This is a genomic window from Bacillus sp. HNG, assembly GCF_003400205.1.
GTDB lineage: Bacteria > Bacillota > Bacilli > Bacillales > Bacillaceae_L > Ferdinandcohnia.
Window position 1 is genome coordinate 284,312 of the sequence record NZ_QUQV01000005.1, and the last position, 26,623, is coordinate 310,934.

A 26,623-nucleotide genomic window follows, 5' to 3' on the forward strand; every position below is an offset into this window, starting at 1 on the left:
CCTTTTAGCCAATTAACGCACCCCCATTTCTTGTTGTAATTGGTGTAAAAACGCAAAACAATTCGTACCAATATGGATAAAGTCGTTTATTCCTACGTTTCGATAGAATTCTTCATTTTCTTGTTTCCCCGCGATAAACATGCAAACACCTGGGTTCAATTTTTTTAAATCATTGCATATATCAGTGGCCATTTCCTTGTAAGAGTCATCTTTCCCGCAAATAATATAGGTTGTTAGATTCATTGTTTTGGCGCCTTCAATCGCATCTCTTGCTGTTAAGTATCCATCGTTTTTTATGACCTGGAAGCCACCCGCTTCAAAAAATCCTGTAATAAAATCAGCTCTTGGTTTATGTTCTGGTATAGAACCTAAATTAATTAAACCGACTTTAGGTTGCTCACCAGAAGTTTCAAGATACTGCTCAGATGCTTGTCGAAGTTGCTCAAAGCTTTCTGAAATTCTTACCGGTGATATACGGTTGATGGATATAACCGCTTCATTACTTTCATATATTGATTTTGTTTTGGTGTATGGGATGGGCTTTTCCTGGATATTTGCATACATATTTGTACCGACTATTTTTTCTTTTCGATCGTTCACATTTTTTTGTCTTTCTTGTAAAACTAATGAGATCCTTTCTTGAACCGTTCCTGCTTTCAACGCTTCAAGCATTCCACCCTCTGATTCAATTTCGTTTAACAACTCCCATGCTTTTTCTGCCAGTTCATGGGTCAATGTTTCCACATACCAAGAACCGCCCGCGGGATCAATCACCTTATTTAGGAAGGATTCTTCACGAAGAATAGATTGCGTATTTCTAGCAATCCTTCTTGAAAAAGAATCTGAGGTTTTGATTGGTTCATCAAACGCTGAAACATGGAGGCTATCAATTCCGCCTACAATTGCAGAAAATGCTTCTATTGTCGAACGTAGCATATTAACATAAGGATCATAAATCGTTTTCGTAAATGCAGATGTTCTTGCATGGATATACATTTTACAAGAATCTTCATTTCCTCCATATGCTTCAATGATTGTCTTCCAAAGAATTTTGGCAGCTCTTAATTTGGCAATTTCCATAAAAACATTGGAACCAATTGAAAAAGAAAATGTCATTCGTGGGGCAATTTGATCAACAGTAAGCCCTCTATCTAGTAATTCGCTCATATATTCAATGGCAGTACCCATTGTAAAAGCAAGTTCTTGAACTGCACTTGCACCACCATTATGGTATGGTTCTCCTTTTACAAGAATCGTTCTTAACTTTGGTTGATTTTCCATCACCCATTCTACGGATTCTGCTAATTGGTCATAGGCAGCTTTTGGTTTCATAGATAACTGCCCCGTTTCCACTAATATTGCAAGTGGATCCATACCGATTGTTCCAGTTAAAGATTCTGTTTTTACGTGTGATTGGATAAGTGATAAAAATACTAACAAGTCAGTTTGAGCATCGATTAGGAGAGGCGAATTAGTCAGTGAAATTCCGTTGAATGCCTTCTCAATATCTTCTTCTGTATGTAATGCAAGCCCCTTATACGAGCCATTTTTCGGTTGCAAGGTAAAATGAATCATCGTTTGACCGTTTTGAAGGGCTTCCCTAATTACAGTGTTAAACTCCTCAGGCGTTTTTAAGTCTATTTCCTGACTAACATGCCACGGTTGATTTAAATAACCTGTGAGTTTTGAGCCACGCACTCTTGAGCCTTCACCAGGCATATCGTTTAGAAACGGTATTTTCTGAACATCTTTCTTCGTATAAATAGGTTTCAGTGTAATTTTTTCATAGGTTTGTTTATGTAATTTTTCAATGGGTTTTCCTTTTAATGATTTTTCAGCTTCCTGTTGCCATGTCTCGTAATCTATGGTCGGGAAGATAATATTCTGGAATTCTTTCGATTGTTTCGTCACAAGGCTTTCCCCTCTTTCGAAATCGTTTTCAACTATAATTTAATTTTAGTATATATATTGGGTTGTCGCAATGAATAGATGGAAGATTAAAAAAGGTCTTGGGGCATGCGTCTTCGATTTTTGTCCTAGTTTGTAACGTTAGATTGGTTTTGCGGGACATGCTCCTTCTTATTTCGCGGTAGCGTGTACCACTAGATTGGTCTTGCGGGGCATACTTCCTTCTTGTTTGTCCTAGCGTGTACCTCTAGGACCATCTTACGGTGCATACTTCTTGAAATTCCGAGTTAGAATGTACCTCTAGAAAAGCCTTACGCCACATGCTTCCTTCAATTATTATGCTAGCATGTAAAGATAGTTCCCTTTCACCATACTCGCCAGTTGAAAAAATCATATTATACCTCATTAGAATTTTTCTCCACATAAAAAAAAGACACTGCATTGCAATGTCTTTAGTAAATAGATGTATTTTCTTTAGAAGTATTCTCGATGATTTCCTTTACTCGTGCAAGGAAGCGGCCGCAAACTAGGCCATCCAACACACGATGGTCAAGTGACATACAGAGGTTCACCATGTGACGAACCGCAATCATGCCATCGATGATAACTGGTCGTTGCACGATGGATTCCACCTGTAAAATCGCTGCCTGCGGATAATTGATTATCCCCATCGACTGAACAGAACCAAACGAACCTGTATTATTTACTGTGAATGTACCACCCTGCATATCATCTGCTGATAGTTTTCCAGCTCGTACTTTAGCAGCTAGCTCAGTAATCTCTCTTGCAATTCCCTTAATTGATTTCTCATCCGCATTCTTAATCACAGGAACAAAGAGAGCATCCTCTGTTGCAACCGCAATTGAAATATTAATATCTTTTTTCTGAATAATTTTATCTCCCGCCCACATTGAATTAATTTGTGGGAACTCCTTAAGTGCTTGAGCAACGGCTTTTACGAAGAAGGCAAAAAATGTAAGATTGAAGCCTTCCTTTTGTTTAAAATCATTTTTAATTGAATTTCTATATTGAACCATTTTTGTTGCATCGACTTCAACCATTGTCCAAGCATGAGGAATCTCATGCTTGCTACGAAGCATGTTTGATGCAATTGCCTTTCGAACACCTGTTACAGGAATTTCAACATCGCCAGCTGTTACAGGTACCGTTGGTGCAGGTGTTGGTTTTGTAGTTCGTTCACTTGTCACTTGCTGAACCGTAGCTTGAGTTGTCACTTTTTCAACTTTCTGACCAGCAATTGGAATTTGTCCAGACTCGATTAATTTTTGCAGGTCTTTACGGGTAATTCTTCCACCTGCACCCGTCCCTTGTACCTGCGCAAGATCAATATTATGTTCCTGTGAAAGCTTTAGAACAGCAGGTGAATATCGTAATTTTTTCGTCGTATCACTTGGCTCAGCAGACACATTTACAGCCTTTTCAAGAGTTTCTTCTTTTACAGTTGGTTGAGGTGCCGTTTGTTCAGTTCCAGCACCAACAGTTTCAATGACGCAAATCACCTCACCTACTGCTAGCGTTTCTCCTTCTTCCGCAATAAGCTCTGTAATAGTTCCTGAAAAAGAGGAAGGTACTTCTGCATTTACTTTATCTGTCATTACTTCAGCTAAAGGATCATATTTGTTTACGGTATCCCCAACTGCTACAAGCCATTTACTAATCGTCCCCTCTGTAACACTCTCACCAAGCTGGGGCATTGTTATTTTTTCAGTTGCCACTCATAAAACCTCCTCTGTATAGTAGCAATTAGAATTCTGCAAGCTCTCTCATTGCCTTTTCTACTTTATCTGGATTGACCATAAAGTATTTTTCCATCGTTGGTGCATATGGCATTGCAGGTACATCTGGTCCGGCAAGTCGCTTAATTGGGGCATCTAAATCAAACAAGCAGTTTTCAGCAATGATGGCAGCAACTTCCCCCATAATGCTTCCTTCTTTATTGTCTTCCGTTACCAATAGCACTTTACCCGTTTTCGAAGCTGCTTCAATGATTGCTTCTTTATCTAGCGGATAAACTGTACGTAAATCAAGGATATGTGCCTGAATGCCATCTTTCGCGAGGCGCTCTGCAGCCTGTAAAGCAAAGTGAACACATAAACCGTACGTAATAACCGTGATATCCTCTCCCTCACGCTTCACATCTGCTTTACCAATTGGTAATACATAATCATCTTCAGGTACTTCACCTTTGATTAAGCGATAAGCACGCTTATGTTCAAAAAATAACACTGGATCTTCATCACGAATTGCCGCCTTCAGCAAGCCTTTTACATCATAAGGGGTAGAAGGCATCACAATTTTTAATCCTGGTTGGTTGGCAAAAACCGCTTCAACAGATTGTGAGTGGTAAAGTGCCCCATGTACACCTCCACCATAAGGAGCTCTAATTGTGATTGGGCAATTCCAATCATTGTTTGAACGGTATCGAATTTTAGCCGCTTCAGAGATAATTTGATTGACTGCAGGCATAATAAAATCTGCAAACTGCATTTCTGCAATAGGTCTCATTCCATACATGGCTGCACCTATACCAACCCCTGCAATAGCTGACTCAGCTAAAGGGGTGTCCATTACTCGTTGCTCGCCAAATTGTTCATAAAGTCCATTTGTCGCCTTAAATACTCCGCCTTTTTTCCCTACATCCTCACCTAGGATAAAAACCTTAGGATCTCGTTCCATTTCTTCTCGAATTGCCATTGTTACGGCATCAATATATGAAATTACAGGCATTCTTTTTCCCCCTTACTGTTCCGCGTAAACATGTTTAAGTGCATATTCCGGCTCTGCATATGGTGCATTTTCTGCATAATCGGTCGCTTCATTAACTAGTCCTGCAACACGTTCTCCAATTTCCTTTTCTTTCTCCTCATCTAAAACTTCGATTTCCTTTAAATAATTTGCAAAAGAAAGGATTGGATCATTCTTTTTCGCTTCTGCCACTTCTTCCCGTTCACGGTATGCACGATCATCATCATCCGAAGAGTGTGCAGTTAAACGGTATGAGACAGTTTCAACTAAGGTCGGACCTTCACCTCGACGACCTCTATCCGCTGCTTCTTTAACTGCTTTGTATACTTCTAGTGGGTCATTTCCATCCACCGTTACACCTGGCATTCCATATCCAATGGCACGGTCAGAAATTTTTTCGCAAGCTACTTGCTTTTCATAAGGGACTGAAATGGCGTATTTATTGTTCTCACACATGAAGATGACTGGAAGCTTATGAACCGCTGCGAAGTTCGCACCTTCATGGAAATCTCCCTGATTTGAAGAACCTTCTCCAAATGTCACAAATGTAACTAAATCCTTTCCTTCCATTCTTCCCCCGAGCGCAACACCGACGGCATGTGGAACCTGAGTTGTTACAGGAGATGAACCCGTTACAATTCGATTTTTCTTTTGTCCAAAATGACCTGGCATTTGACGTCCACCCGAATTCGGGTCTTCTGCCTTCGCAAATCCAGATAACATTAATTCCTTTGCTGTCATTCCGAATGTCAAAACCACTCCCATGTCGCGGTAATATGGCAATACATAATCTTTTTCACGGTCAAGTGCAAAGGCTGCACCTACTTGGGCCGCTTCCTGCCCTTGGCAGGAAATAACAAATGGAATTTTTCCAGCGCGGTTTAACAACCACATTCTTTCATCTATTTTTCTAGCTAACAGCATGGTTTCATACATTTCAAGAACTGCATCATCACTTAAACCCAATGCTTGATGACGATTTTCGGTCATGAAAATACCTCCCTAAAAAATCATTATTAACTAATCGGACAAGCCCGCCATATTAAAAAATATTAGTAGCGTGAATAATTTATGCGTGTATTGCCTTTCCATCAACAGCTAAAGCTGCCTCTCCAATTGCTTCAGATAAGGTTGGGTGTGGATGGATTGTGTGGGCAATCTCCCAAGGTGTTGCATCTAGTACTCTCGCTAGACCAGCCTCTGATATCATATCTGTTACGTGTGGACCAATCATATGAACTCCTAATAAATCATCTGTTAGTTCATCAACAACCAATTTTACAAACCCATCAGACTCCCCAAAAACAAGTGCTTTTCCGATTGCTCTAAATGGAAATTTACCTACTTTAACAGTAAAGCCTTTCTCTTTTGCTTCTGCTTCAGTAAATCCAACACTAGCAACCTCGGGATTACTGTATACACATTTTGAAACGAGCGAATAATCCATCGGCGAAGGATTTTCACCTGCAATATGCTCAACAGCAACAATTCCCTCATGAGAAGCTACATGTGCAAGTTGTAGCCCACCAATGACATCGCCAATCGCATAAATATGGGATTCTTTTGTTTGGAAGAATTCATTTGTTGTAACATATCCTTTTTCCAAAACAATCTCCGTATTATCAAGGCCAATATTTTCAACATTTGCTTGTCGGCCAACAGAAACAAGCACCTTGTCCGCAGAAAAAGATTTAGCTTCACTTTTAAGTTCTGCTTTAATCGTAATCCCTTCTCCTTTTTCAAGTGTCTCGGGTAAAACTTTCGCACCCGTTACAACTTTTACACCTTTTTTCTTAAGCAACCGCTGCATTTCCTTCGAAATTTCATGATCCTCCGTAGGAAGAATACGATCGGCATATTCAAGCACTGTTACTTGGACCCCAAAATCGTGAAGCATTGATGCCCATTCTATTCCGATCACACCCCCACCAACGATGATCATTGAATTTGGAAGACGATCCATTTGTAAAGCTTCATCAGAGGTTAACACATATTCGCCATCTATTTCGAGTCCAGGTAATGACCTTGGTCTAGAGCCTGTTGCAATAATGACGTTTTTAGGAATGAGCATTTCATTCTCTTCGCCGTTGTTCATTTCAACAGAAATGGTTCCAGGCATTGGTGAAAAGATTGACGGACCTAAAATTCGTCCATAGCCCTCAATCACATCAATTTTCCCTTGTTTCATTAAATGCTGGACACCTTTATATAGTTGTTCAGTGATCTTATTTTTTCGGTCCTGGACTTTTGAAAAATCAAGCGAAACATCCTTTGTGATGACTCCAAATTCTTCACTTCTCTTTGTAGTTGCATATACTTCTGCACTTCTTAAAAGTGCCTTACTCGGAATACAGCCTGCATGCAAACAGGTACCACCTAGCTTCCCTTTTTCTACAACTGCCACCTTTAGTTCAAGCTGTGAGGCACGAATGGCAGCCACATAACCACCGGTGCCGCCACCTAATATCACTAAATCATATTCCTTTGACATAACCTGTTCACCTTCCTATTTTAAGACAGGGGTCCGGAGTTGCTTTCCGGGATATTCTTTTTCCTTCTCTTCCCCACGGAGTACACGTAATGCACCCTCTGCTAATGCCTGTAATTCGTTCTCACCTGGTTGAATGATGACGTCCGCTATCCAGTTTACATGGTTGGAAATTTCGGAAATAAATTCATTCCCAAATGCCAATCCACCGGTTAAAATAATCGCATCAACACGCCCAGATAGAGCTGCACTTGCCGCTCCTATTTCTTTAGCGATTTGGTACGCCATTGCCTTGTAGACTAGCCTCGCCCTCTCGTCTCCTCTTTCAATCATTCTTTCGACTTCAACAGCATCGTTGGTACCAAGATATCCAACTAAACCACCTTGACCAACCAGTTTTTTCATAATTTCTTCACGGAAGTACTGACCAGAAAAGCAAAGATCTATTAAATCCCCTGCAGGAACAGTCCCAGCCCGTTCTGGGCTAAATGGTCCGTCACCATGCAACCCATTATTAACGTCCACCACTTTACCTTGCTTATGGACGCCAACTGTAATGCCACCGCCCATATGGGTAACGATCAAATTCATTTCTTCATAGGTTTTACCGAGGTCCTTCGCAACTCTTCTCGCAACTGCCTTTTGATTTAAAGCATGAAAAATGCTTCTTCTTTCAATTAAATGAAAACCTGATATTCTAGCAATGGGTTCAAGTTCGTCAACAACAACAGGATCGACGATATATGGCGGAATATTTAACCCAGATGCAATTTCATAAGCTAAAATCCCTCCAAGATTCGATGCATGCTGCCCTGCATAACCAATTCTCAAATCATGAAGCATCTCATCATTTACTTTATATGTTCCACCTTGTATTGGCTTTAATAATCCACCCCTACCGCAAACTGCGTTTAGTTTTGAAAAATTTATGCCTTCATTATCTAATGTTTCAAGAATCGTAGTCTTTCGAAATTCATATTGATCGATAATATTCTCATAAGCAGTTAATTCTGATCGATCATGCCGAATTGTCTTCTCAAACACAGAACGTTCATTATCATAGACGCCGATTTTTGTGGATGTTGATCCTGGATTGATCACGAGAATCCGATATTCTTTGTCATGCAAGATTGAAACCTCCAGTACTTAAATGCAGTCCTACGATTGTTTTACTATCTCCTATTGCAACTATGAATGGCAAAAAGGTAAAAAGGAGGAAAAGCGTAATCTGCCTTCCCCCATCTAAAAGTCCTATTACTTTCTACGACTTAAAATGTGGTGTCCATTTTGTAAAAATTGGCTTCTTGAATTTCTCATTCTTTCAATGCGCTCTTCTGCTAAACGATCAGCAGCCTGATACGTAGGAATCCCATCTCTTTTCGCAATCTCAATTACTTTTTCAATTGTGTCGTACAGTGATTCAACCTTCTTCAGTGCACGTTCTTGATTGTACCCGTATAATTCGTCAGCCACATTAATAACTCCACCAGCATTAATCACATAGTCTGGAGCGTAAACAATTCCTAATTCATGGATCATATCTCCATGACGAGGTTCTTTTAGCTGATTGTTAGCCGAGCCCGCAATGACTCTCGCCTTTAATTGCGGAATAGTTTCATCATTTACTGTTGCACCTAGTGCGCAAGGTGCATAAATGTCACACTCGACACTATAAATCTCGTCAGGGTCTACTGCTTTTGCCCCGAAGTCTCTTACTGCCCGGAGAGCAGAATCTTTATTAATGTCAGTTACAATTAAATTCGCTCCCTCTTCATGAAGGTATTTACAAAGTGTGTATGCTACATTTCCAACTCCTTGAACCGCAACTGTCTTTCCTTCAAGTGAATCAGTACCAAACGCTTCTTTGGCTGCAGCTTTCATTCCGCGGTATACACCAAATGCAGTTACTGGAGAGGGGTTTCCGGAAGATCCAAACGCAGGTGATATCCCTGTTACAAAATCGGTTTCTTCGTGGATAATGTCCATATCCGCAACTGTCGTACCTACATCTTCTGCTGTAATATAACGACCATTAAGACCTTGGATATAACGTCCAAATGCACGGAACATTTCTTCGTTCTTATCCTTGCGAGGATCGCCAATAATAACAGTTTTGCCTCCGCCAAGATTAAGTCCAGCAGCAGCATTTTTATAGGTCATGCCTTTTGCCAGTCTTAATGCATCTACAATCGCATCTTCCTCTGAAGCGTATGTCCACATACGAGTACCACCAAGTGCAGGTCCTAATGTTGTATCATGTATCGCAATAATCGCCTTTAAACCAGATTGTTTGTCCTGACAAAATACTAATTGCTCATAATCAAATTTTTCCATGTAAGAAAAGATTTCCATTTTGTAGTACCTCCAAAGAATGATGATTAGTTGATTATTTGTTAGCAGAGCAAACTGCTAACGCTAATGAATATAATTTGCTTCTTGCAGAGTCAGCCCTCGAAGTTAAAACAATAGGTGCAGAAGCACCCGCGATAACTGCCCCTACCTCTGCTTTTGCAAAGTAAACCAATGATTTATATAATGCATTTCCAACTTCAATTGTTGGAACTAGCAAAATATCGGCCTGTCCAGCCACTGCACTCGTAATTCCTTTGTGCTCGGCTGCGTGAATCGAAATGGCATTATCAAGCGCTAATGGTCCATCAACAATACAGTTTTGAATTTGGCCACGGTGGTTCATTTGGGTTAAAGCAGCTGCGTCTAAAGTTGCTTGCATTGCTGGATTCACCATTTCCACAGCAGCAATGGGTGCTACTTTTGGGGTGTCTATCCCAATTGAGTTTGCTACCTTAACCGCATTATTTAAAATTTGCATCTTTTCCTGTAGACCTGGAGCTATGTTCATAGCCGCATCAGTTACAATTACAAATCGGTCATAATCAGGTACTTCAAAAACAGCAACATGCGACAGAACATTCCCTGTCCGCAGTCCATATTCTTTATGCAAAACGGCTTTTAGTATGGTTGATGTCGGAATATTTCCTTTCATCAATACATCTGCTGCTCCTGTATGAACCGCTTTTACAGCAGCCTTTGCTGCTTCTTCTTGTGTTGATGAATTTACAACATCTAGTACACCAGACTCTCGAATATTTCCCCCTTTTTCAGAAAGGATTTGTAGTATTTTTTCTTGATTACCAAACAATAAAAAACGGGCAAGCCTGTGATTTACAGCTTCGACAATCGCTTCAAGTACTTCTTCATCTTCAGCAGCTGCAACTGCAACGGTAACATGAGATCGTCCTGTAGCTTTTTTGATGAGATTAGTCAGCTTCATTCATTTTTACCTTCTTTTCGATCATAGTCCTGTCGTTTTTCATTTTTATATAATGCAATAATCGTGCCAATGCAAAATAAAATGAAAGCGCTTCATTTGTGACCTATTTTATAAAACCCAGTATGCAACTTCTTGCATTTTTTGCAAAAAATTGCGTGCTTTAATTTGCAATATTATATTTTTCCAACTTATAATAAAGACTCCTAAGCGATATCCCTAGCGATTTGGCAGCAGCCGTCTTATTTCCACCATTCAAATCCAATACCTCTGAAATAACTTTTGCCTCGTACTTCTCCACTATGTCCGATAAAGGGACATCCTTAATTTCAGTTTCAGGTAAGGATTGACTAGAATTGGCTTTTTCTTTTGAATTATGTAGGGGTTGGATATGCTTTACATCAATTAGTCTTTCCTGATAATTCATAAAGATTACGGCTCGTCCTAAGACGTTTTCAAGCTCTCTCACATTACCAGGCCAATCATAACCATATAAATAATAAATCGCTTCTTCTGTTAATCCCTCAACAGTCCGACCGTAATCCTGATTTATCTTAACTAGTAAATGCTCCGCGAGTGGTTTGATATCTTGTTTTCTCATCCTTAGTGAAGGGATGTGAATGGGTATTTTGTTAATTCGATAGTAGAGATCCTCGCGAAAAGTTCCATTTCCAATACTTTTTTCTAAATTTACATTTGTTGCTGCGATGATTCTTACATCGATTGGAATGGACTTCGTTCCCCCTACTCTCCTGATTTCTCTTTCCTGCAAAACCCTTAATAATTTCGCTTGGGTATTTAAGGATAATTCGCCAATTTCATCTAAGAATATACTGCCATTGTTCGCTTCTTCAAAAATGCCACGTTTTCCGCCGCGCTTTGCTCCGGAAAATGCACCTTCTTCATATCCAAAAAGCTCACTTTCTAACAGTGATTCTGAGATTGCAGCACAGTTCACACGAACAAACTTATTATATTTCCGCTTACTTTCATTATGTATCGCATGTGCAAACAATTCTTTGCCCGTCCCAGACTCGCCTCTGAGTAATACAGTGGCTGGGGTTTTTGCACCAAGCTTCGCTTGTTCAATTGCAATTTCCATTTCTTCTGATGAACCAATAATATCATCAAACGTATATTTTGCTTCAAGGGAACGTATGATATGCCTTGCTCGGTTCAATTCAGATGTGAGCTGACTGATTTCAGACACATCGTGAATAACTCCTACACTTCCTTTAAGCTTGCCATCAACAATGACTGGCGCAACATTTACAATTACATCTTTATCGTGAGGTCCCACTTTCATCCGGGCACCTCTTACAGGTCTTCTCGTTTTCAACACCTGCATGTGCATACTTTCTCCTTCAGAAATATCTGCATTTGCAGGCTTCCCAATGACCTGCTCCTTTTCAAGCCCCGTGATTCGTGTGTATGCACGGTTTATTAAAATTCCATTCCCGTTCTCATCCACAACCGATATAGCTTCATCAGAGGACTGGATGATTGCTTCAAGCATTGTTTGAATCTCTTTTAAATTTGTAATTTCTTCAGCAAGATTGACAACTTCAGTAATATCTTTAAAAACAGCAAATGCACCAAGTAGCATTCCTGACTCATTGACCACTGGAATTCGAGTTGTAATAATTTTTCGTCCATTTTCTAGAACAAATTCTTGGTTAACTTCAATCGCCCTTGTTGAAAGAATCTCTGGCAATCGGCTATCAGGAATGCATTCATAAATATGCTTACCAATAGCTTCCTTTTTCGAAATACCAATCATCTTTGATGCGCTATTGTTTAGTAAGATGACTTGGCTATTTATATCAATGACAATCATTCCATCATGGGTTGAATCTAAAATCAAATCTACCATAACCTTCTCCATAACCACAGTCACCCCCCAATCACACGGTAAAGAGTTTTGCAATTTTTTACATACTCTTATTATTCCCTTTGCAAAATTATGCACACATTTATAATAACCTTAAACCTTCATCTTGACAAATTTTTTGAATAGCTTACATTTAATATAGAAGTCAATTTGCGAAAGGATTTTATACTATGCAACGAATACTGGCTCTAATCGTGCTACTAATACCTGGCATTATTGCAGGGATTGGAATTAAATTTATGAGGGATATGTTTTTCGGTGTGTTACATAGCCCAATTCCATCCTTAATGGTACAATTTATTATCGGTCTTATTTTCTTCTTAGCAGGTTTATCCTTTATCGGCGGATTCATTCTTCACCGTGACCGTAAACGTAATAAAGTTCAAGAAAAATTTCAAAAAGAAAGCTCCCCTGTTGGAGAGCAAAATAAATAATCCTGCTAAATTTAGCAGGATTTTATGTTTAAAAAGAAAGTATAAAAATTTTTATTTAGTATTCGATGTCTAGCTCCAGACGCCAGAGGCTCTATTGTCTAAGCCAATCGCTTTAGAAGGCAAAAAGCGCGTTCTGTCAACGCTCGTCTTTTGCTTGTCGCCGATAGGAAGGCGCCTTGCGTTTTTCTTATTGGGTCATTTCTAAAAGATTGTTGCTTTTAAAACATAGGGTGATTTCCGCTTCTGGTTCTCGCTTTCCGCGGGCGATCCGCAAGCCTCCTCGTTTCACTGCGGGGTCTCGCTTGGATCGCTATTCCCGCAGGACGTTGAGCTTGCTTCCTTGAAATTTCACCACTCGAAGAAAATGCGTGCATTTTCGAGGATCTCGTACCATCCGCTGAAATCACAGGAAGGTCAATAATTACTATTTTCCTTCGCACAATCTTATCCAAAAACAACAAAGTTTACGAAAACAGCCTTCTTATTTTAGCAAAGCTTTCGCCTTTTTTGGATAATCTGTGATGATTGCAGAACATCCGAAATCAATAAATTGTTTCATTTTCTTTTCATCATTTACTGTAAACGGACGAACCGCAATACCATTCCGCTTCGACTCTTCAATTATTTCTTTATTAATCGTTTGATGATACGGATGGATGCCGTTTGTACGCAGACGTTTTGCGTATTTCCATGGCTCGTAAAGACCCTCCATATATAGAATAGCCAAATCAATTGTCCTCGATAAGCGTCTACATTTTACTAAACTGTAATGATTAAAGCTAGATAGCACAATTCGATCTTCTATTCTGTAGTCATGTATCATCTTCAAGGTTTTCTCCTCTATGCCTCTATAAGAAACTAATCCAGTCTTAAATTCAACGTTGATAAGCAGTTCGTTTGATTTTGCCCAATCAAACACCTCATCAAGGGTTGGAATGCTGCAAGTTCCGTACTTATCCTTAAATTTATAGCTTACATCCATTTTTTTGAGTTGGTTTAATGTAAAATCTTTAACCCATCCCTTATTTTCTCCATTTGTCGTTCGGTTTACGGTTTCATCGTGGATGACAACAATAACACCGTCTTTCGTCATTTGAATATCTAATTCAATACCATCAGCACCAACTCTTGCCGCTTCTTTAAATGAGATCATTGTGTTTTCCGGATGTGTTCCAGCCGAACCTCGATGCCCAAAAATTTTCGTACTCATCATTGATATTCTCCTTTTTTTGGTATACTTCCATTATAGAGTAATTTTCATAAATGGATATCGTAAAAAACACCGCCTTCATTGAAAGCGGTGTTTTTTGATTAGACTGTTTTTCGTAAACTTTGTTGTTTTTGGACACAAATGATTTCCGCTTCAGGTAGACGCTTTCCGCAGGCGTGGCTTGAGCCTCCTCGTCGCTAAATCGCTCCTGTGGGGTCTCAAGTCTCACGCTTTTCCCGCAGGAGTCGCCACCTTCCGCTTCAATCAATAGTATTGTTTTATCCAATAGCAACATTCTTTTAGAAAAGAGCCTTTGATTATATGACGAGTAATTAGTTCGAATTAATTTACTTCTTACCCTCTCAAGAGGCTTTGTGTTCAAGACGAAGTTTATCAGCAACCATCGCGATGAATTCAGAATTTGTAGGCTTTGCTTTCGACATGCTCACTGTATAACCAAAAAGATTAGAAATAGAGTCAATGTTTCCACGGCTCCAGGCAACTTCAATGGCATGACGAATTGCACGCTCTACGCGGCTTGCAGTGGTATTAAATTTCTTCGCAATATCTGGATACAGAACCTTTGTGATTGAGCCCAATAATTCGATATCATTGTATACCATTGAGATTGCTTCTCTTAAGTATAGATATCCTTTTATATGTGCTGGAACGCCAATTTCGTGAATAATACTTGTAATGCTCGCGTCTAAATTTTTCGGGCTATTTTCCTGCTGAGAACGAACAAGCTGATTTGATGGATTACGTTTAATTATCGGAGCAGCCTTTCCGCTAACTTGACGGATTCGACTCGCAAGATTTTCCATATCAAAAGGCTTTAGAATAAAGTATGCAGCACCTAAATCGACAGCCTTTTTCGTCACATCCTCCTGACCAAAAGCAGTTAACATAATAACATTAGGCTGTTTTTCAAGATTTGAATCACGTAGTTTTTCTAATACTGCTAAGCCATCTAGGTGAGGCATAATAATATCTAAAACGAGAACATCTGGCTGTTTATCTTGAAGCATATTAAGGCAATCTTGACCATTATAGGCAACACCTAAGACTTCGATATCATCTTGGCTAGATAAATATTCATCAAGTAAATTAACCAGTTCCCTGTTATCATCAACCACACAAACTGTTATTTTTTTCACTCTGTTTCCTCCTCAAGCTAAAATCCGCAAAAATTTGTCTATATATTCTTATTCTAAAGAAAGAATTCGACAATGCAATAAGAATTCCTTTATTTTTTTAAAAAAATAGGAAAAATTTATTGAAAAATAATTTATTCTCCATTATACTTAAATATTCGACTAAATACGCCATGATTTATAAATGAAATTTAGGTTTTGTCGAAAAATCTTTATTTTGATTTCATTATATAATCTCATTTAACTTTTGGCGATAGAAAATGTTAGTCCAAAAAGAAAAGCGAGCCTATTAGCTCGCTTTTTTCTGTTCCTTCTTATAAATATCAATACCCGCTTCACTTAACATCCATTCAATATGCACACCATATCCGCTTGTCGGATCATTTACGAATACATGTGTAACTGCACCAATCAATTTGCCGTCTTGGATGATTGGGCTACCGCTCATACCTTGAACAATACCACCTGTTTTTTCTAAGAGTCGTTTATCCGTTATTTTAACAACCATTCCTTTTGTAGCAGGAATTTTTTGAGGAACAGCACTTACAATTTCTATGTCAAATTCCTCAACTTTATCATTTTCCACGACTGTTAAAATCTTTGCGGGTCCCGGCTTAACTTGATGTGAAAGCGCAATTGGTAGCGGCTTATCCATAATGCCGTTATTCACTTGTTTATTTAATTCACCAAAGATACCAAAGGGACTATTCCGTTTAATGTTCCCTATGATTTCCTTATCGGCTGAAAAACGTGCTAGCTTTTCACCTGGATCACCATTACTTCCTTTTTCAATGGAGGTAACGGTTGATCTTACAATTTGTCCATCTGATACCACGATTGGTTCTTTCGTATCCATATCGGAGATAACATGGCCTAACGCCCCATATTTTTTTGTTTCAGGGTGGTAGAAAGTCATTGTTCCAATACCAGCAGCTGAATCACGTATATACAGCCCTATTCGATATGCCTCATCATTTTTATCCTTTAGTGGCATAAGCTTTGTCTTGATATCCTCGTTGTCTCGAACAATTACTAAGTCTAACGGTTCACCTGTCTTACCAGATTCTTGAACAAATGGTCCAACATCACTCATTTTATCAATTTTTTTACCGTTAATTTCTTTAATGATGTCACCCACCTGTACTCCAGCAATTTCACCTGGGGACTTTTTACCATCATCTGTTTCAATTTGGTGGTGACCAACAACCAGCACACCTAGCGTATTCAGTTTCACCCCTATTGATTGCCCACCAGGAATCACTCTAAAATCTGATAAAACATTAACATTTACTTTTTTGACTGGAATACCTGCGAACTCAACCATCATCTCTCCTTCACCGCTTTCTTTTGCAGCAACAGAGATTTGTTGATCATCGGTAGCAGATGAAAAGGCATAACTCGAATCTTGAATCGTTGTCGTGACTGGTAATGTAGATTGAACTGTGAAATCTTGGCCTTCAAACAAAATAAGGTGTTTAGGAATTTCTATATAATCTTTTAGTGGCTTGGAAAACCCTAAAGCCATTATTGAAACAAGGAGAAATGTACCAATTATATATCTAATTTTATCTATTTTCATTTATTTTTCACTCTCCTCGCTCCTATCCCATGCCATAACATGAATCAAATGCGCCTTAGCGTATTTGCCGCCCGATTTTTTTAGGCCCACACGAGGTGGGTCACAAAGACGTTGCCACAGGAAGTGGCGTTCTTAGTCTTTGATCTTACGTCCCGAAAAATTTCATTTGAAAAATCGTGGCATCCGCCGGAGGCTTAACTTTTATTCAGACAGGGTTGGAAACCCGACTGAATAAAAGTTATGGCTACATTCTATAATTTGACCTTTCAGAGCAACATTTATAACTGCTATGAGATTAAAAAAGCTACCCAATTTGGATAGCATTACAAATAAAAATCGCTCTTAACTTTGTATAAAGCTACTCATTCTTCACATCCATCTCGAGTTGGCCTAACCTATTCAATGATTTACCATTTGACGTGCAAGTTTGCTTTCTTTTGCAAGGCTTAATAATTCTTTTGCATGCTCTTTCGTTAAATCTGTGATTTCAACTCCGGAAATCATACGGCTAATCTCTTTAATTTTTTCGGTTTCATCTAGGGAAGTAACTGAGGTTGTAGTTCTTCCTTGTACTGTTTCTTTTGTAATAAATAAATGGGTATCAGCCATTGCCGCAACCTGTGGAAGGTGGGAAATACAAAGTACCTGGGAGTTTACAGAAATACCATAAATTTTTTCTGCAATTGCTTGAGCAACGCGGCCACTTACACCAGTATCTACTTCATCAAATATGATGGAAGTAACACCTTGATGTTTTGAGAATATACTCTTAATCGCCAGCATAATCCTAGAGAGTTCTCCACCTGAAGCAATTTTTGCCAAAGGCTTGAGTGGTTCACCAGGATTTGTAGAAATATAAAATTCAATATCATCTTTCCCATTTAGAGTGAATTTAATAGGTGTATCTTCAAAAAAATTAATATCGAATTTCGCTTTTTCCATATACAGGTCTTTCAATTCCTGTGTTATTTTACCAATAAGCTCTTTTGCTAGCTTTTTTCGAATCTGTGAAACATTTTCGGACTCAAGCTTCACATCTTCTAGAATGGATTCGAGTTCTTCTTTTAGCTTTCCAATATGTTGCTCACGATTTTGAATAGTGTCGATTTCATCCTCAATCTTCGCAGCATATTCGAGAATTTCCTCAACGGATTGTCCATATTTCCGCTTTAACTGTGCAATTTCATTCAAACGACCTTCAATAAAATCAAGTCTTGCTGGGTCAAACTCTAATTGATCTAATTGGTCGCGGATTTTATAAGAAATTTCCTCTAACAAATAAAAGCTATTAGAGATTGTCTCATGTATGTTCTTTAATTCTTTATCAATATCCATTACAGTTTCAGCTTGATTCATGGCTAGCCCCACCCAGTCAAGACCTTTTTGGTCTCCATATAGAGCGTTATAGCTATTTTGAAGTGATTTATAAATCTTTTCATAATTTGAAATCTTATTTCTTTCTTCTGTTAGTTCCACATCTTCATTAGGCTTCAGATCCGCTTTTCCAATCTCATTTAATTGAAATTGGATTAAATCAAGACGATGGGCCAACTCTTGCTCATTTTCATTAAAGCTTTTTAAGCGTTGCTTCACATGTAAAAAATCCTTATATACGGCTAGGTATTCCTGTAATGCCTGTTTAAGCGTATCTCCACCGTATTGGTCAAGCATATAGATATGTTGTTCCTGATTCATCAAATCCTGGTGTTCATGCTGTCCATGAATGTCGATTAATGTTCTTCCAAATTCACGAAGAATGGAAATGGTCACGAGCTTCCCATTAATTCTACAGACACTTTTTCCAGATTTTGAAATATCTCTCCGTAAAACAACCATTCCCTCGCTAATTTCAATCCCAAATTCCATAGCTTTTGTGTAACAAGGGTGATTGTCATCTTCAATTAAAAAGAGACCTTCAATTTCTGCACGTTCTTCTCCATATCGTACAAATTCAACGGAACCTCTACCACCAACCAATAAATGAATGGCATCAATGATGATGGATTTCCCCGCTCCTGTTTCACCTGTCAAAACAGTTAAACCTTTTTCTAATGAAATCGAAAGAGATTCAATAATGGCGAAATTCTTTATTGATAGTTCTGCTAACAATTCCTACACCTCCTCTTCCACTTTCTCGCGTCATAGCATGTCTAGGAATCGATTTGAGACCGTTTCTGTTTGCTCTGGCGTTTTGCAAATAATTAATATGGTATCATCTCCACATATTGTTCCTAAAATTTCTTCCCAATCCAAATGATCAATTAAAGCACCAATAGCATTTGCATTCCCCGGTAAAGTTTTCATCACAAGCATATGCCCTGCCGAATCAATTTTTACGAAAGCATCCATTAATGAACGTTTAAGTTTTTGAAGCGGATTGAATCGTTGGTCAGCTGGTAAACTGTATTTATAACGACCATCAATCATTGGCACTTTTACTAAATGAAGTTCTTTAATGTCACGGGATACGGTCGCTTGGGTAATGTTGTACCCCTCGCTTTTTAAAATATCTACAATCTCATCTTGTGTTTCTATATCATGGCTCGTGATAATTTCACGAATTTTAATATGTCTTTGCCCCTTATTCATACTGAATTCCTCTCACTTTCACAAACGTGGATTATTACCTCCTATGTTAGCCGATTCTGACAAGATTGTACATTTTTTTTAACAATTTTCGAGTTAACACTATGGATAGACTAAATATTCTCCACGAAGAAAAAGGACAGCACAGTGGCTATCCCGTTTTTTATCATTTATCGGATTTTAAGTTAGAATGTGCACTTTCGACTACCTCTTGTTCAGATACAGGTAGTTTGTTTTCACCGATTTCTGCAGATCCATTCCAGTGTAAATGAAGTAAAAATTCGATATTTCCTTCCCCACCTGTGATTGGTGAGAAAGATAAATTGATGCAATCATACCCTTCCTTCAAGGAAAATTCAATAATATGCGTTAGCACCGCCTCATGGGTCTTCGGATCACGTACAATCCCTTTTTTACCAACCTGCTCTTTTCCCGCTTCAAATTGTGGTTTTACAAGAGCTACAACATCACTATTTGGTACGAGAAGTGTTTTTAAAACAGGTAAAATCAGCCTCAACGAAATAAAGGAGACATCAATTGTAGCAAACTCCGGTAAACCACTTTGAAGGTCAGCTGGTGTTACATACCTGAAGTTGGTTCTTTCCATGACGACTACGCGTTCATCCTGACGTAGCTTCCATGCTAACTGGTTATACCCTACGTCTAGCGCATATGATTTTTTAACGCCATTTTGGAGGGCGCAATCCGAAAAGCCACCAGTTGAAGAGCCAACATCAATCATGATTTTATCTTTTATATTCAAATCAAAATCTTTTATGGCTTTCTCAAGCTTCAAGCCACCCCGACTAACATAAGGTATAACATTTCCTTTAATGGTAAGTGGTATATCAATTTCTACTTTTTCCCCTGGCTTATCAAGTCGTTCTTCATTAGAATACACGAGACCAGCCATGATTGTGCGTTTTGCCTTTTCTCTCGTTTCAATTAAGCCACGTTCAACTAATAAAACATCGAGTCTCTCTTTTTTTGTACCCATGCCTACACTCTTTTCTTCTTAGGTACGAGCTTTTGAATACGTTCCACTACATTCTCAGTTGTCATTCCAATTTCACGAAGTAGTTCGTTCACGCTGCCATGCTCAATAAATTGATCCGGAATACCCATACGATCGATTTTCGCATTTTGATACTCATGGTCATTGGCAAATTCAAGAACTGCACTACCAAATCCGCCCATCAACACAGATTCCTCAATAGTTAATATAGGAAGATTTGAACCCAAAATTTGATGCATCATATCATCATCAAGCGGTTTTATAAAGCGTGCATTTACAACTCTTACTGAAATATCTTCTTTTTCGAGTACCTCTGCAGCCTCCAGTGCCATAGGTATGGTTGTCCCAAACGTTAAAATTACAGCATCTGTGCCAGGTTTTAGTATCTCCCATGAACCAATTGGAAGAAGCTTAAGATCCTCATCCATTTCGACTCCAAGACCATTTCCTCTTGCATATCTTAAGGCAATTGGACCGTCATCATATTGAATTGCCGTATTCACCATATGCTGACCTTCATTCTCGTCCTTTGGCATCATAATAACCATATTAGGAATATGTCTTAAAAAGGCAATATCGAATACACCTTGATGTGTCTCCCCATCAGCTCCTACTAAACCAGAACGATCGATTCCAATGAATACATTCAAGTTTTGACGGCACACATCGTGCACAACCTGGTCATATGCCCTTTGTAAAAAGGTCGAATATATAGCAAGAAACGGCTTCATACCTTGCGTAGCTAGTCCAGCAGCCATCGTAGTTGCATGCTGTTCGGCAATTCCTACATCATACATACGCTCAGGAAATTCCTTTGCAAATTTTTCGAGCTTAGAACCTACAGGCATTGCGGGTGTAATCGCGACAATTCGCTTATCATCTTTCGCAAGCTTTCGAACGGTCTCACTAATGACTGCACTCCATGCAGGTGGTGCATTTTCCGGTTTAACGAAATCACCTGTTTCAATTTTATAAGGTCCTGTACCATGCCAAGTACCCACTTTGTCTGTTTCAGCCGGGGTGTAGCCTTTTCCTTTTTTCGTAATGACATGAACTAATACTGGGCCCTTTGTTTTCTTTGCGTATTCAAGGGTTTCAAATAAATCCTCAAAGTTATGTCCATCAATCGGGCCTAAGTATGTAAATCCTAGTTCCTCGAAAAAGACTCCAGATACAAGAAGATATTTAAGACTATCTTTTACACGCTCTGCAGTTGCAGCTAGCTTTCCACCTACAGCTGGAATTCTCTTAAGTAAAAGCTCTAGCTCATCTTTTACCCAATTATATTTACCTGCAGTACGCAATCTTGCAAGGACATGGTGAAGAGCACCAACATTTGGCGCAATTGACATTTCATTGTCATTTAAAATCACAATCATGTCCTTCTTTTCATGTCCAATATGATTTAACGCTTCCAATGCCATTCCACCAGTTAAGGCACCATCGCCAATAATGGGGATGACAAATTCCTTAGTTCCTTTTACATCTCGGGCAACTGCCATTCCCATAGCCGCGGAAAGACTTGTTGAGCTATGTCCAGTTTCCCAAACGTCATGCTCGCTTTCAATACGCTTCGGAAACCCACATAGCCCTTTATATTGACGCAATGTATCAAATTCACAAGCCCGTCCAGTCAAAATTTTATGTACATAGGACTGGTGACCAACATCCCAAATCAATTTATCCTTTGGGCTGTTAAACTCCCTATGTAAAGCAATTGTTAATTCAACAACACCAAGGTTAGGGCCAATATGTCCACCAGTCTTTGATAGTTTCTCTATTAAAAATTGACGGATTTCCTGACTTAATTTATCCAATTCAGCTATTGACATATTTTTAAGGAACTTAGGGTCTTTAATACTTAGAAGATCCAAAGGTTTCACTCACTTTCATTTACTATTCAGCAGTCATATACTTTGATAAAGTATATTTAATGATCTCTAGATGCGATTAGATTACACATATAGTCTAGTATATCATGTTTCATATCAACACTATATAAAAACCGTTTTGCTTCATCTATATGAAAGGTTAATTTTTCCTTTGCACCCTCAAGCGTTAATAAAGCAGGATATGTATTTTTATGATTACCTGTATCACTGCCGACCGGTTTCCCAAGAACTACTTCTGTGCCTTCAATATCTAAAATATCATCTCGAATTTGAAAGGCTAAGCCTAAATGATGCGCAAATTGTGTAAGCTTCTCAATCTGCTCACTAGTAGCGTCTGCAAGAATTGCTCCTGCAATAACACTATAGGCTAATAATTTTCCAGTTTTATGGCGATGGATGTACTCAAGTTCTTCTAGATTCAAGACAGCTCCTTCACCTTCCATATCAGCAACCTGTCCCCCTACCATTCCTTCAGGTCCTGAAGCTTTGGCTAACTCAGTAATGAGTAATAGCTTTTTTTCAGGGGATATTTGGTCTTTCATGGTTTCAGAAACGATCTGAAAACTATAAGTTAATAGAGCGTCCCCTGCTAAAATCGCAATTGCCTCTCCAAACACTTTATGATTAGTAGGCTTTCCCCTGCGAAGATCATCATCATCCATACTCGGAAGATCATCATGTATAAGAGAGTATGTATGAATCATTTCAATTGCACACGCAGTCGGTATTCCGATACTCTCATCTTTTCCAAAGGAATGAAGCGTGCCTAATAATAGTAACGGGCGAATTCGTTTCCCACCTGCTTCAAGGGAATAGTGCATAGCATCCTTGATAATATTCGGAGCTGATAAATGTGAAATATACGTTGGGAGCTGTTCTTCAATATTTTTCTTTTGATTGTCTAAAAATTGCTCTACCTCAGTTAGTCCCACTATTATTCTTCCTCCTGAATCGTAAACGGCTCAAGTTCGCCATCTTCACGCAAAATTTGCTCCATTTGCTTTTCAACATGCTGAAGCTTGTCATGACAAAGCTTTGAAAGCTTCATTCCATCTTGGAAATAAGTGATTGCTTTTTCTAAAGGGACATCCCCTTCTTCAAGTCGTTCAACAATTTGTTCAAGTTGCTCCATTGCTTCCTCAAAGGTTAATACCTTCTCTTCACTCATTTATTGTCTCTCCTCTATTTCAATTACTTCACAGTCAAGGGTACCGTCCGTAAGTTTTACCTTGATTAATTTCCCCGATTCAACTTGCTTTACACTTTTCACTAAATGTTGTTCCTGATCATATACGAGACTATAGCCACGATCCATAATTTTTAATGGACTTAATGCTTCAAGCTTAGCTACTTTTGTTGAAAAAGCAAATTGCTTTTGTTTTAGAATTTGTTTAAATTCTTTTACAAGCATTTTCGTATTAAGATCCTGCTTTTGTCTTGCTTGAATAAGCTTTTCACTTGGGTGGTTATGTTGCAGCCTAAGCTTTACCTTTTGAAATGCCTCTTGCTTACGAGAAATAGCCATAACCGCTTCTCTTTCTAAACGTTCTACTAAGCGGTCAAGCTGTTGCTCTTTTTGTTCATAAAGATTTTTTGGAAAACGAAAAGCATATGACTTTTTCAAGGTATCTAATCGTTTTGAGTCATTTATCAGTTTTTCCTTCATAGCTCGTAATAAACGTGTATGTCTCACTAGTAAACGTTCTGATAGCTCGGCCATGTGCGGAACAGCCAACTCAGCAGCTCCGGTTGGTGTAGGAGCACGTAAATCTGCAACAAAATCGGCAATCGTAATATCTGTTTCATGTCCTACTGCTGAAATCACCGGAACCTTTGATTGAAAAATCGCACGTGCTACAATTTCCTCATTAAAAGCCCAAAGCTCTTCAATCGAGCCACCACCACGTCCAACAATAAGAACATCAATTTTCCCAAAATCATTTGCTTTTTGAATAGCTTGTACGACGGATGGTCCTGCATTTACTCCTTGAACTAAAGCAGGAAAAACAATAACTTTTGCAATTGGAAAGCGACGTCTTATTGTTGTGATTATATCCCGGATTGCTGCACCAGTTGGTGATGTAACAATGCCAATATAATGCGGGATTCTAGGGATGGGCTTTTTATACTTTTGCGAAAAAAGCCCTTCTGCTTCAAGTCGCTTTTTCATTTCCTCATAGGCTAAGTATAAATTCCCGATGCCGTCTGGCTGCATTTCTTTTACATAGAGCTGATAATTTCCGTTCGATTCAAAAACTGTTACCTCGCCGCGAAGTAATACTTTCATCCCGTTTTCTGGAGTAAACTTCAAATCACGGTTATAACCAGCAAACATAACTGTTTGAATTCGCGCTTGTCCATCCTTAATCGTAAAATACATATGCCCACGACTATGTGCTTTAAAATTTGAGATTTCTCCCTTCACCCAAATATCCTGGAGGTGAGGGTCAGCATCAAATTTCCGTTTAATATACTTGGTTAAAGCTGTTACAGTTAAATAACGATTCTGATCCATTATACCTGATCCCTACTTCCTTGAAAGAAGGGCAACATTCTTTGCTGATTGAACGGTATTATGCAGAAGCATAGTAATTGTCATTGGACCTACTCCACCTGGAACTGGTGTAATATAACTTGCTTTTTCCTTTGCTTCATCGAACACAACGTCACCAACAAGCTTTCCAGTGGATTCAAGACGATTTACGCCAACATCGATTACAACTGCGCCTTCTTTAATATAGTCACCAGGAATAAAATTCGCCTTACCAACAGCAGCAACTAAAATATCAGCTTGAAGTGTCATTTCTTTTAGGTTTGTTGTTCTTGAATGGCAATAAGTCACTGTCGCATTTTCTTTAAGGAAGAGTTGACCAACAGGCTTTCCGACAATATTACTTCTTCCAACCACTACAACATGTTTACCCTCAATTGAAATTTGCTTGGATTTCACCATTTCAATGATTCCAAACGGGGTGCATGGAAGAAAAGCATCTTGTCCAGTCATCATTCGACCAATATTTATCGGGTGGAAACCATCGACATCTTTTTCAGGTAAGATTCTTTCGATAACAGCTGTTTCATTAATTGTGTTTGGCAATGGTAATTGAACAAGAATTCCATGGATAGACGGATCTTGATTTAAGCGGTCAATTTCCCCAAGTAAAAACTCTTCTGTGATTGTTTCCGGATATTCGAGCATTAGGGAATGGATACCTGTTTCCTTACATGCTTTATCTTTCCCTTTTACATAGGATCTTGAAGCAGGGTCATTACCCACCAATAATACAGCTAAGCCTGGAACAATTCCTTGCTGAGATAACTTTTGTACTTCTAATGCGATTTCATTACGTTTTGATTGCGCTAATTCTTTCCCACTAATAATCTCTGCTGCCAATTTTCAACTCTCCCTTGTTATCCATTCGACTTTTTCGGAATTCTATTTTTCAAAACACAAAGTAATGGTTACTTCACTAATGAATCCTTTATTTTTGATAAGATTGCATTGACGAAACGACTAGAGCTATCATCCCCAAATTCTTTAGCAAGCTCGATTGCCTCATCAATACTGACCTTTACCGGGATTTCCTCCACGTATTTCATCTCATACACAGCAATTCGCAAAATCGAGCGATCTACATTTGCAAGCCTTTCAAGATTCCATTTTTCAAGATGCCCTCGTAATAAGTCATCAATTTCTTCCTTATGTTCGACTACTCCATGAACCAGTTGCTCTAAGAATGGATTCGAAGACTCTTCTTCCAATACACTTTCAATCGCTTCATTTGGCTCACTTCCGCTTACGTCTACCTGAAATAACGATTGTAAAGCCTTTTGTCGTGCTGTACGTCTTTTCATTCTATTTCTCCTTTATGTATAGTAAACCTAACATTTACATTCTAATAACATGATAATATCATAAAATAATTTCAAAATAAAAACCAACCCTAAAGTTGAAAATAAAAAATGCCTGACAGCGTTTGCCATCAGACAATTTTCCCTTACATTTCTTCTTCAATTAGTGCTTCCTGCTTTTGGGATTCAAATAAGACACCAACAACGTGGATATTTACCTCATTTGCATCTAAAGCTGTCATATTCAATAAAGCTTGTCGTACATTGTCTTGAATTTGACGAGCTACATTTGGAATCGAAACGCCAAAGTTCATCACACAGAATACATCAACAATAATACCTGTTTCTGTTAATTCAACCTTGACACCTTTTCCGTGATTTTTCTTGCCTAGCTTTTCAACCACTCCAGAAGCAAAGTTACCTCTCATTTGTGCTACCCCTTCAACCTCTGAAGAAGCGATACCTGCAATTACTTCGATTACCTCTGGTGCAATCTCAACCTTACCAAGACTGTTACTACCTTGATCCATTTCTAAAATATTCGTTTCCGCTGCCATCA

Annotated in this window: 24 protein-coding genes; 1 reads left to right on the top strand and 23 read right to left on the bottom strand. The window is 38.8% G+C overall.

From position 1 onward, the window contains the following. Positions 1-12: 12 nt before the first annotated feature. The 9 genes from DZB84_RS11995 to DZB84_RS12035 all read right to left on the bottom strand — a co-directional run bounded on the left by DZB84_RS11995 (position 13) and on the right by DZB84_RS12035 (position 12,336). A complete protein-coding gene (locus DZB84_RS11995) occupies positions 13-1,911 on the bottom strand; it encodes a methylmalonyl-CoA mutase family protein (RefSeq protein WP_223254430.1) in 1,899 nt (632 codons plus the stop codon). Between the two features lie 449 nt (positions 1,912-2,360). Continuing rightward, positions 2,361-3,644, bottom strand: a complete 1,284-nt coding sequence (locus tag DZB84_RS12000) for a dihydrolipoamide acetyltransferase family protein (protein ID WP_116352500.1) — start codon at positions 3,642-3,644, stop codon at positions 2,361-2,363. A 28-nt stretch (positions 3,645-3,672) separates the two neighbouring features. Beyond that, positions 3,673-4,656: an alpha-ketoacid dehydrogenase subunit beta gene (locus tag DZB84_RS12005; RefSeq protein WP_116352501.1), complete on the bottom strand. Its 984-nt coding sequence runs from the start codon at positions 4,654-4,656 to the stop codon at positions 3,673-3,675. Positions 4,657-4,668: 12 nt separating this feature from the next. Continuing rightward, complete coding sequence (locus tag DZB84_RS12010; RefSeq protein WP_116352502.1) at positions 4,669-5,664, bottom strand: thiamine pyrophosphate-dependent dehydrogenase E1 component subunit alpha; 996 nt, start codon at positions 5,662-5,664, stop codon at positions 4,669-4,671. A 79-nt stretch (positions 5,665-5,743) separates the two neighbouring features. Continuing rightward, positions 5,744-7,165, bottom strand: a complete 1,422-nt coding sequence (lpdA, locus tag DZB84_RS12015; protein ID WP_116352503.1) for a dihydrolipoyl dehydrogenase — start codon at positions 7,163-7,165, stop codon at positions 5,744-5,746. Positions 7,166-7,180: 15 nt separating this feature from the next. Further along, on the bottom strand, positions 7,181-8,290 hold the full coding sequence (gene buk / locus DZB84_RS12020) for a butyrate kinase (RefSeq protein WP_116352504.1): 1,110 nt from the start codon (positions 8,288-8,290) through the stop codon (positions 7,181-7,183). A gap of 126 nt (positions 8,291-8,416) precedes the next feature. Next, a complete protein-coding gene (gene bcd, locus DZB84_RS12025; RefSeq protein WP_116352505.1) occupies positions 8,417-9,514 on the bottom strand; it encodes a branched-chain amino acid dehydrogenase in 1,098 nt (365 codons plus the stop codon). A gap of 34 nt (positions 9,515-9,548) precedes the next feature. Further along, entirely contained in the window at positions 9,549-10,454 is a 906-nt protein-coding gene (gene yqiS, locus DZB84_RS12030) for a phosphate butyryltransferase (RefSeq protein ID WP_116352506.1), read from the bottom strand. A gap of 160 nt (positions 10,455-10,614) precedes the next feature. Then, complete coding sequence (locus DZB84_RS12035; protein ID WP_116352549.1) at positions 10,615-12,336, bottom strand: sigma-54 interaction domain-containing protein; 1,722 nt, start codon at positions 12,334-12,336, stop codon at positions 10,615-10,617. A 176-nt stretch (positions 12,337-12,512) separates the two neighbouring features. Between DZB84_RS12035 and DZB84_RS12040 the strand changes: the two genes are divergently transcribed. Beyond that, positions 12,513-12,776 (top strand): DUF2627 domain-containing protein, encoded by a 264-nt coding sequence (locus tag DZB84_RS12040; RefSeq protein WP_116352507.1) that lies wholly within the window; start codon positions 12,513-12,515, stop codon positions 12,774-12,776. Positions 12,777-13,257: 481 nt separating this feature from the next. Here the strand turns inward: DZB84_RS12040 and DZB84_RS12045 are convergent, their stop codons facing one another. The 14 genes from DZB84_RS12045 to DZB84_RS12105 form a co-directional block, all read right to left on the bottom strand. Further along, positions 13,258-13,986 (bottom strand): glycerophosphodiester phosphodiesterase, encoded by a 729-nt coding sequence (locus DZB84_RS12045; RefSeq protein WP_116352550.1) that lies wholly within the window; start codon positions 13,984-13,986, stop codon positions 13,258-13,260. Continuing rightward, entirely contained in the window at positions 13,916-14,272 is a 357-nt protein-coding gene (locus DZB84_RS24910; protein ID WP_189655228.1) for a hypothetical protein, read from the bottom strand. The genes DZB84_RS12045 and DZB84_RS24910 overlap by 71 nt, the downstream gene beginning before the upstream one ends. A 76-nt stretch (positions 14,273-14,348) precedes the next feature. Next, positions 14,349-15,143 carry a sporulation transcription factor Spo0A gene (spo0A, locus tag DZB84_RS12050; protein ID WP_116352508.1) on the bottom strand — a complete coding sequence of 265 codons (795 nt, stop codon included), beginning with the start codon at positions 15,141-15,143 and terminating at the stop codon, positions 14,349-14,351. Positions 15,144-15,429: 286 nt separating this feature from the next. Further along, positions 15,430-16,719, bottom strand: a complete 1,290-nt coding sequence (gene spoIVB, locus DZB84_RS12055; RefSeq protein ID WP_116352509.1) for a SpoIVB peptidase — start codon at positions 16,717-16,719, stop codon at positions 15,430-15,432. 399 nt (positions 16,720-17,118) lie between these two features. After that, the gene (gene recN / locus DZB84_RS12060) at positions 17,119-18,828 is read right to left on the bottom strand and encodes a DNA repair protein RecN (protein ID WP_116352510.1); all 1,710 of its coding nucleotides are present in this window, start codon (positions 18,826-18,828) and stop codon (positions 17,119-17,121) included. Positions 18,829-18,858: 30 nt separating this feature from the next. Further along, on the bottom strand, positions 18,859-19,308 hold the full coding sequence (gene ahrC, locus DZB84_RS12065) for a transcriptional regulator AhrC/ArgR (RefSeq protein WP_116352511.1): 450 nt from the start codon (positions 19,306-19,308) through the stop codon (positions 18,859-18,861). A gap of 163 nt (positions 19,309-19,471) precedes the next feature. Next, on the bottom strand, positions 19,472-20,302 hold the full coding sequence (locus DZB84_RS12070; protein WP_116352512.1) for a TlyA family RNA methyltransferase: 831 nt from the start codon (positions 20,300-20,302) through the stop codon (positions 19,472-19,474). Between the two features lie 2 nt (positions 20,303-20,304). Continuing rightward, on the bottom strand, positions 20,305-22,194 hold the full coding sequence (dxs, locus tag DZB84_RS12075) for a 1-deoxy-D-xylulose-5-phosphate synthase (protein WP_116352513.1): 1,890 nt from the start codon (positions 22,192-22,194) through the stop codon (positions 20,305-20,307). 56 nt (positions 22,195-22,250) lie between these two features. Continuing rightward, positions 22,251-23,144, bottom strand: coding sequence for a polyprenyl synthetase family protein (locus DZB84_RS12080; protein WP_116352514.1), 894 nt, complete (start codon positions 23,142-23,144; stop codon positions 22,251-22,253). A 2-nt stretch (positions 23,145-23,146) separates the two neighbouring features. Further along, positions 23,147-23,380, bottom strand: a complete 234-nt coding sequence (locus DZB84_RS12085) for an exodeoxyribonuclease VII small subunit (protein WP_116352515.1) — start codon at positions 23,378-23,380, stop codon at positions 23,147-23,149. Further along, positions 23,381-24,727, bottom strand: coding sequence for an exodeoxyribonuclease VII large subunit (gene xseA / locus DZB84_RS12090; RefSeq protein ID WP_116352516.1), 1,347 nt, complete (start codon positions 24,725-24,727; stop codon positions 23,381-23,383). It lies immediately after the preceding gene. 12 nt (positions 24,728-24,739) lie between these two features. After that, positions 24,740-25,606, bottom strand: a complete 867-nt coding sequence (folD, locus tag DZB84_RS12095; protein ID WP_116352517.1) for a bifunctional methylenetetrahydrofolate dehydrogenase/methenyltetrahydrofolate cyclohydrolase FolD — start codon at positions 25,604-25,606, stop codon at positions 24,740-24,742. A gap of 68 nt (positions 25,607-25,674) precedes the next feature. Next, positions 25,675-26,067 carry a transcription antitermination factor NusB gene (nusB, locus tag DZB84_RS12100; protein WP_116352518.1) on the bottom strand — a complete coding sequence of 131 codons (393 nt, stop codon included), beginning with the start codon at positions 26,065-26,067 and terminating at the stop codon, positions 25,675-25,677. Between the two features lie 143 nt (positions 26,068-26,210). Beyond that, positions 26,211-26,621 (bottom strand): Asp23/Gls24 family envelope stress response protein, encoded by a 411-nt coding sequence (locus DZB84_RS12105; RefSeq protein WP_116352519.1) that lies wholly within the window; start codon positions 26,619-26,621, stop codon positions 26,211-26,213. Positions 26,622-26,623 lie beyond the last annotated feature (2 nt).

Excerpts from the sequence above, each read along its gene's own strand:
- DZB84_RS12005 (WP_116352501.1), bottom strand. The coding sequence starts at position 4,656 with ATGCCTGTAATTTCATATATTGATGCCGTAACAATGGCAATTCGAGAA.
- DZB84_RS12010 (WP_116352502.1), bottom strand. The coding sequence starts at position 5,664 with ATGACCGAAAATCGTCATCAAGCATTGGGTTTAAGTGATGATGCAGTT.
- lpdA (WP_116352503.1), bottom strand. The coding sequence starts at position 7,165 with ATGTCAAAGGAATATGATTTAGTGATATTAGGTGGCGGCACCGGTGGT.
- bcd (WP_116352505.1), bottom strand. The coding sequence starts at position 9,514 with ATGGAAATCTTTTCTTACATGGAAAAATTTGATTATGAGCAATTAGTA.
- yqiS (WP_116352506.1), bottom strand. The coding sequence starts at position 10,454 with ATGAAGCTGACTAATCTCATCAAAAAAGCTACAGGACGATCTCATGTT.
- DZB84_RS12035 (WP_116352549.1), bottom strand. The coding sequence starts at position 12,336 with ATGGAGAAGGTTATGGTAGATTTGATTTTAGATTCAACCCATGATGGA.
- DZB84_RS12040 (WP_116352507.1), top strand. The coding sequence starts at position 12,513 with ATGCAACGAATACTGGCTCTAATCGTGCTACTAATACCTGGCATTATT.
- DZB84_RS12045 (WP_116352550.1), bottom strand. The coding sequence starts at position 13,986 with ATGAGTACGAAAATTTTTGGGCATCGAGGTTCGGCTGGAACACATCCG.
- spoIVB (WP_116352509.1), bottom strand. The coding sequence starts at position 16,719 with ATGAAAATAGATAAAATTAGATATATAATTGGTACATTTCTCCTTGTT.
- ahrC (WP_116352511.1), bottom strand. The coding sequence starts at position 19,308 with ATGAATAAGGGGCAAAGACATATTAAAATTCGTGAAATTATCACGAGC.
- DZB84_RS12070 (WP_116352512.1), bottom strand. The coding sequence starts at position 20,302 with ATGGGTACAAAAAAAGAGAGACTCGATGTTTTATTAGTTGAACGTGGC.
- DZB84_RS12085 (WP_116352515.1), bottom strand. The coding sequence starts at position 23,380 with ATGAGTGAAGAGAAGGTATTAACCTTTGAGGAAGCAATGGAGCAACTT.
- xseA (WP_116352516.1), bottom strand. The coding sequence starts at position 24,727 with ATGGATCAGAATCGTTATTTAACTGTAACAGCTTTAACCAAGTATATT.
- nusB (WP_116352518.1), bottom strand. The coding sequence starts at position 26,067 with ATGAAAAGACGTACAGCACGACAAAAGGCTTTACAATCGTTATTTCAG.
- DZB84_RS12105 (WP_116352519.1), bottom strand. The coding sequence starts at position 26,621 with ATGGCAGCGGAAACGAATATTTTAGAAATGGATCAAGGTAGTAACAGT.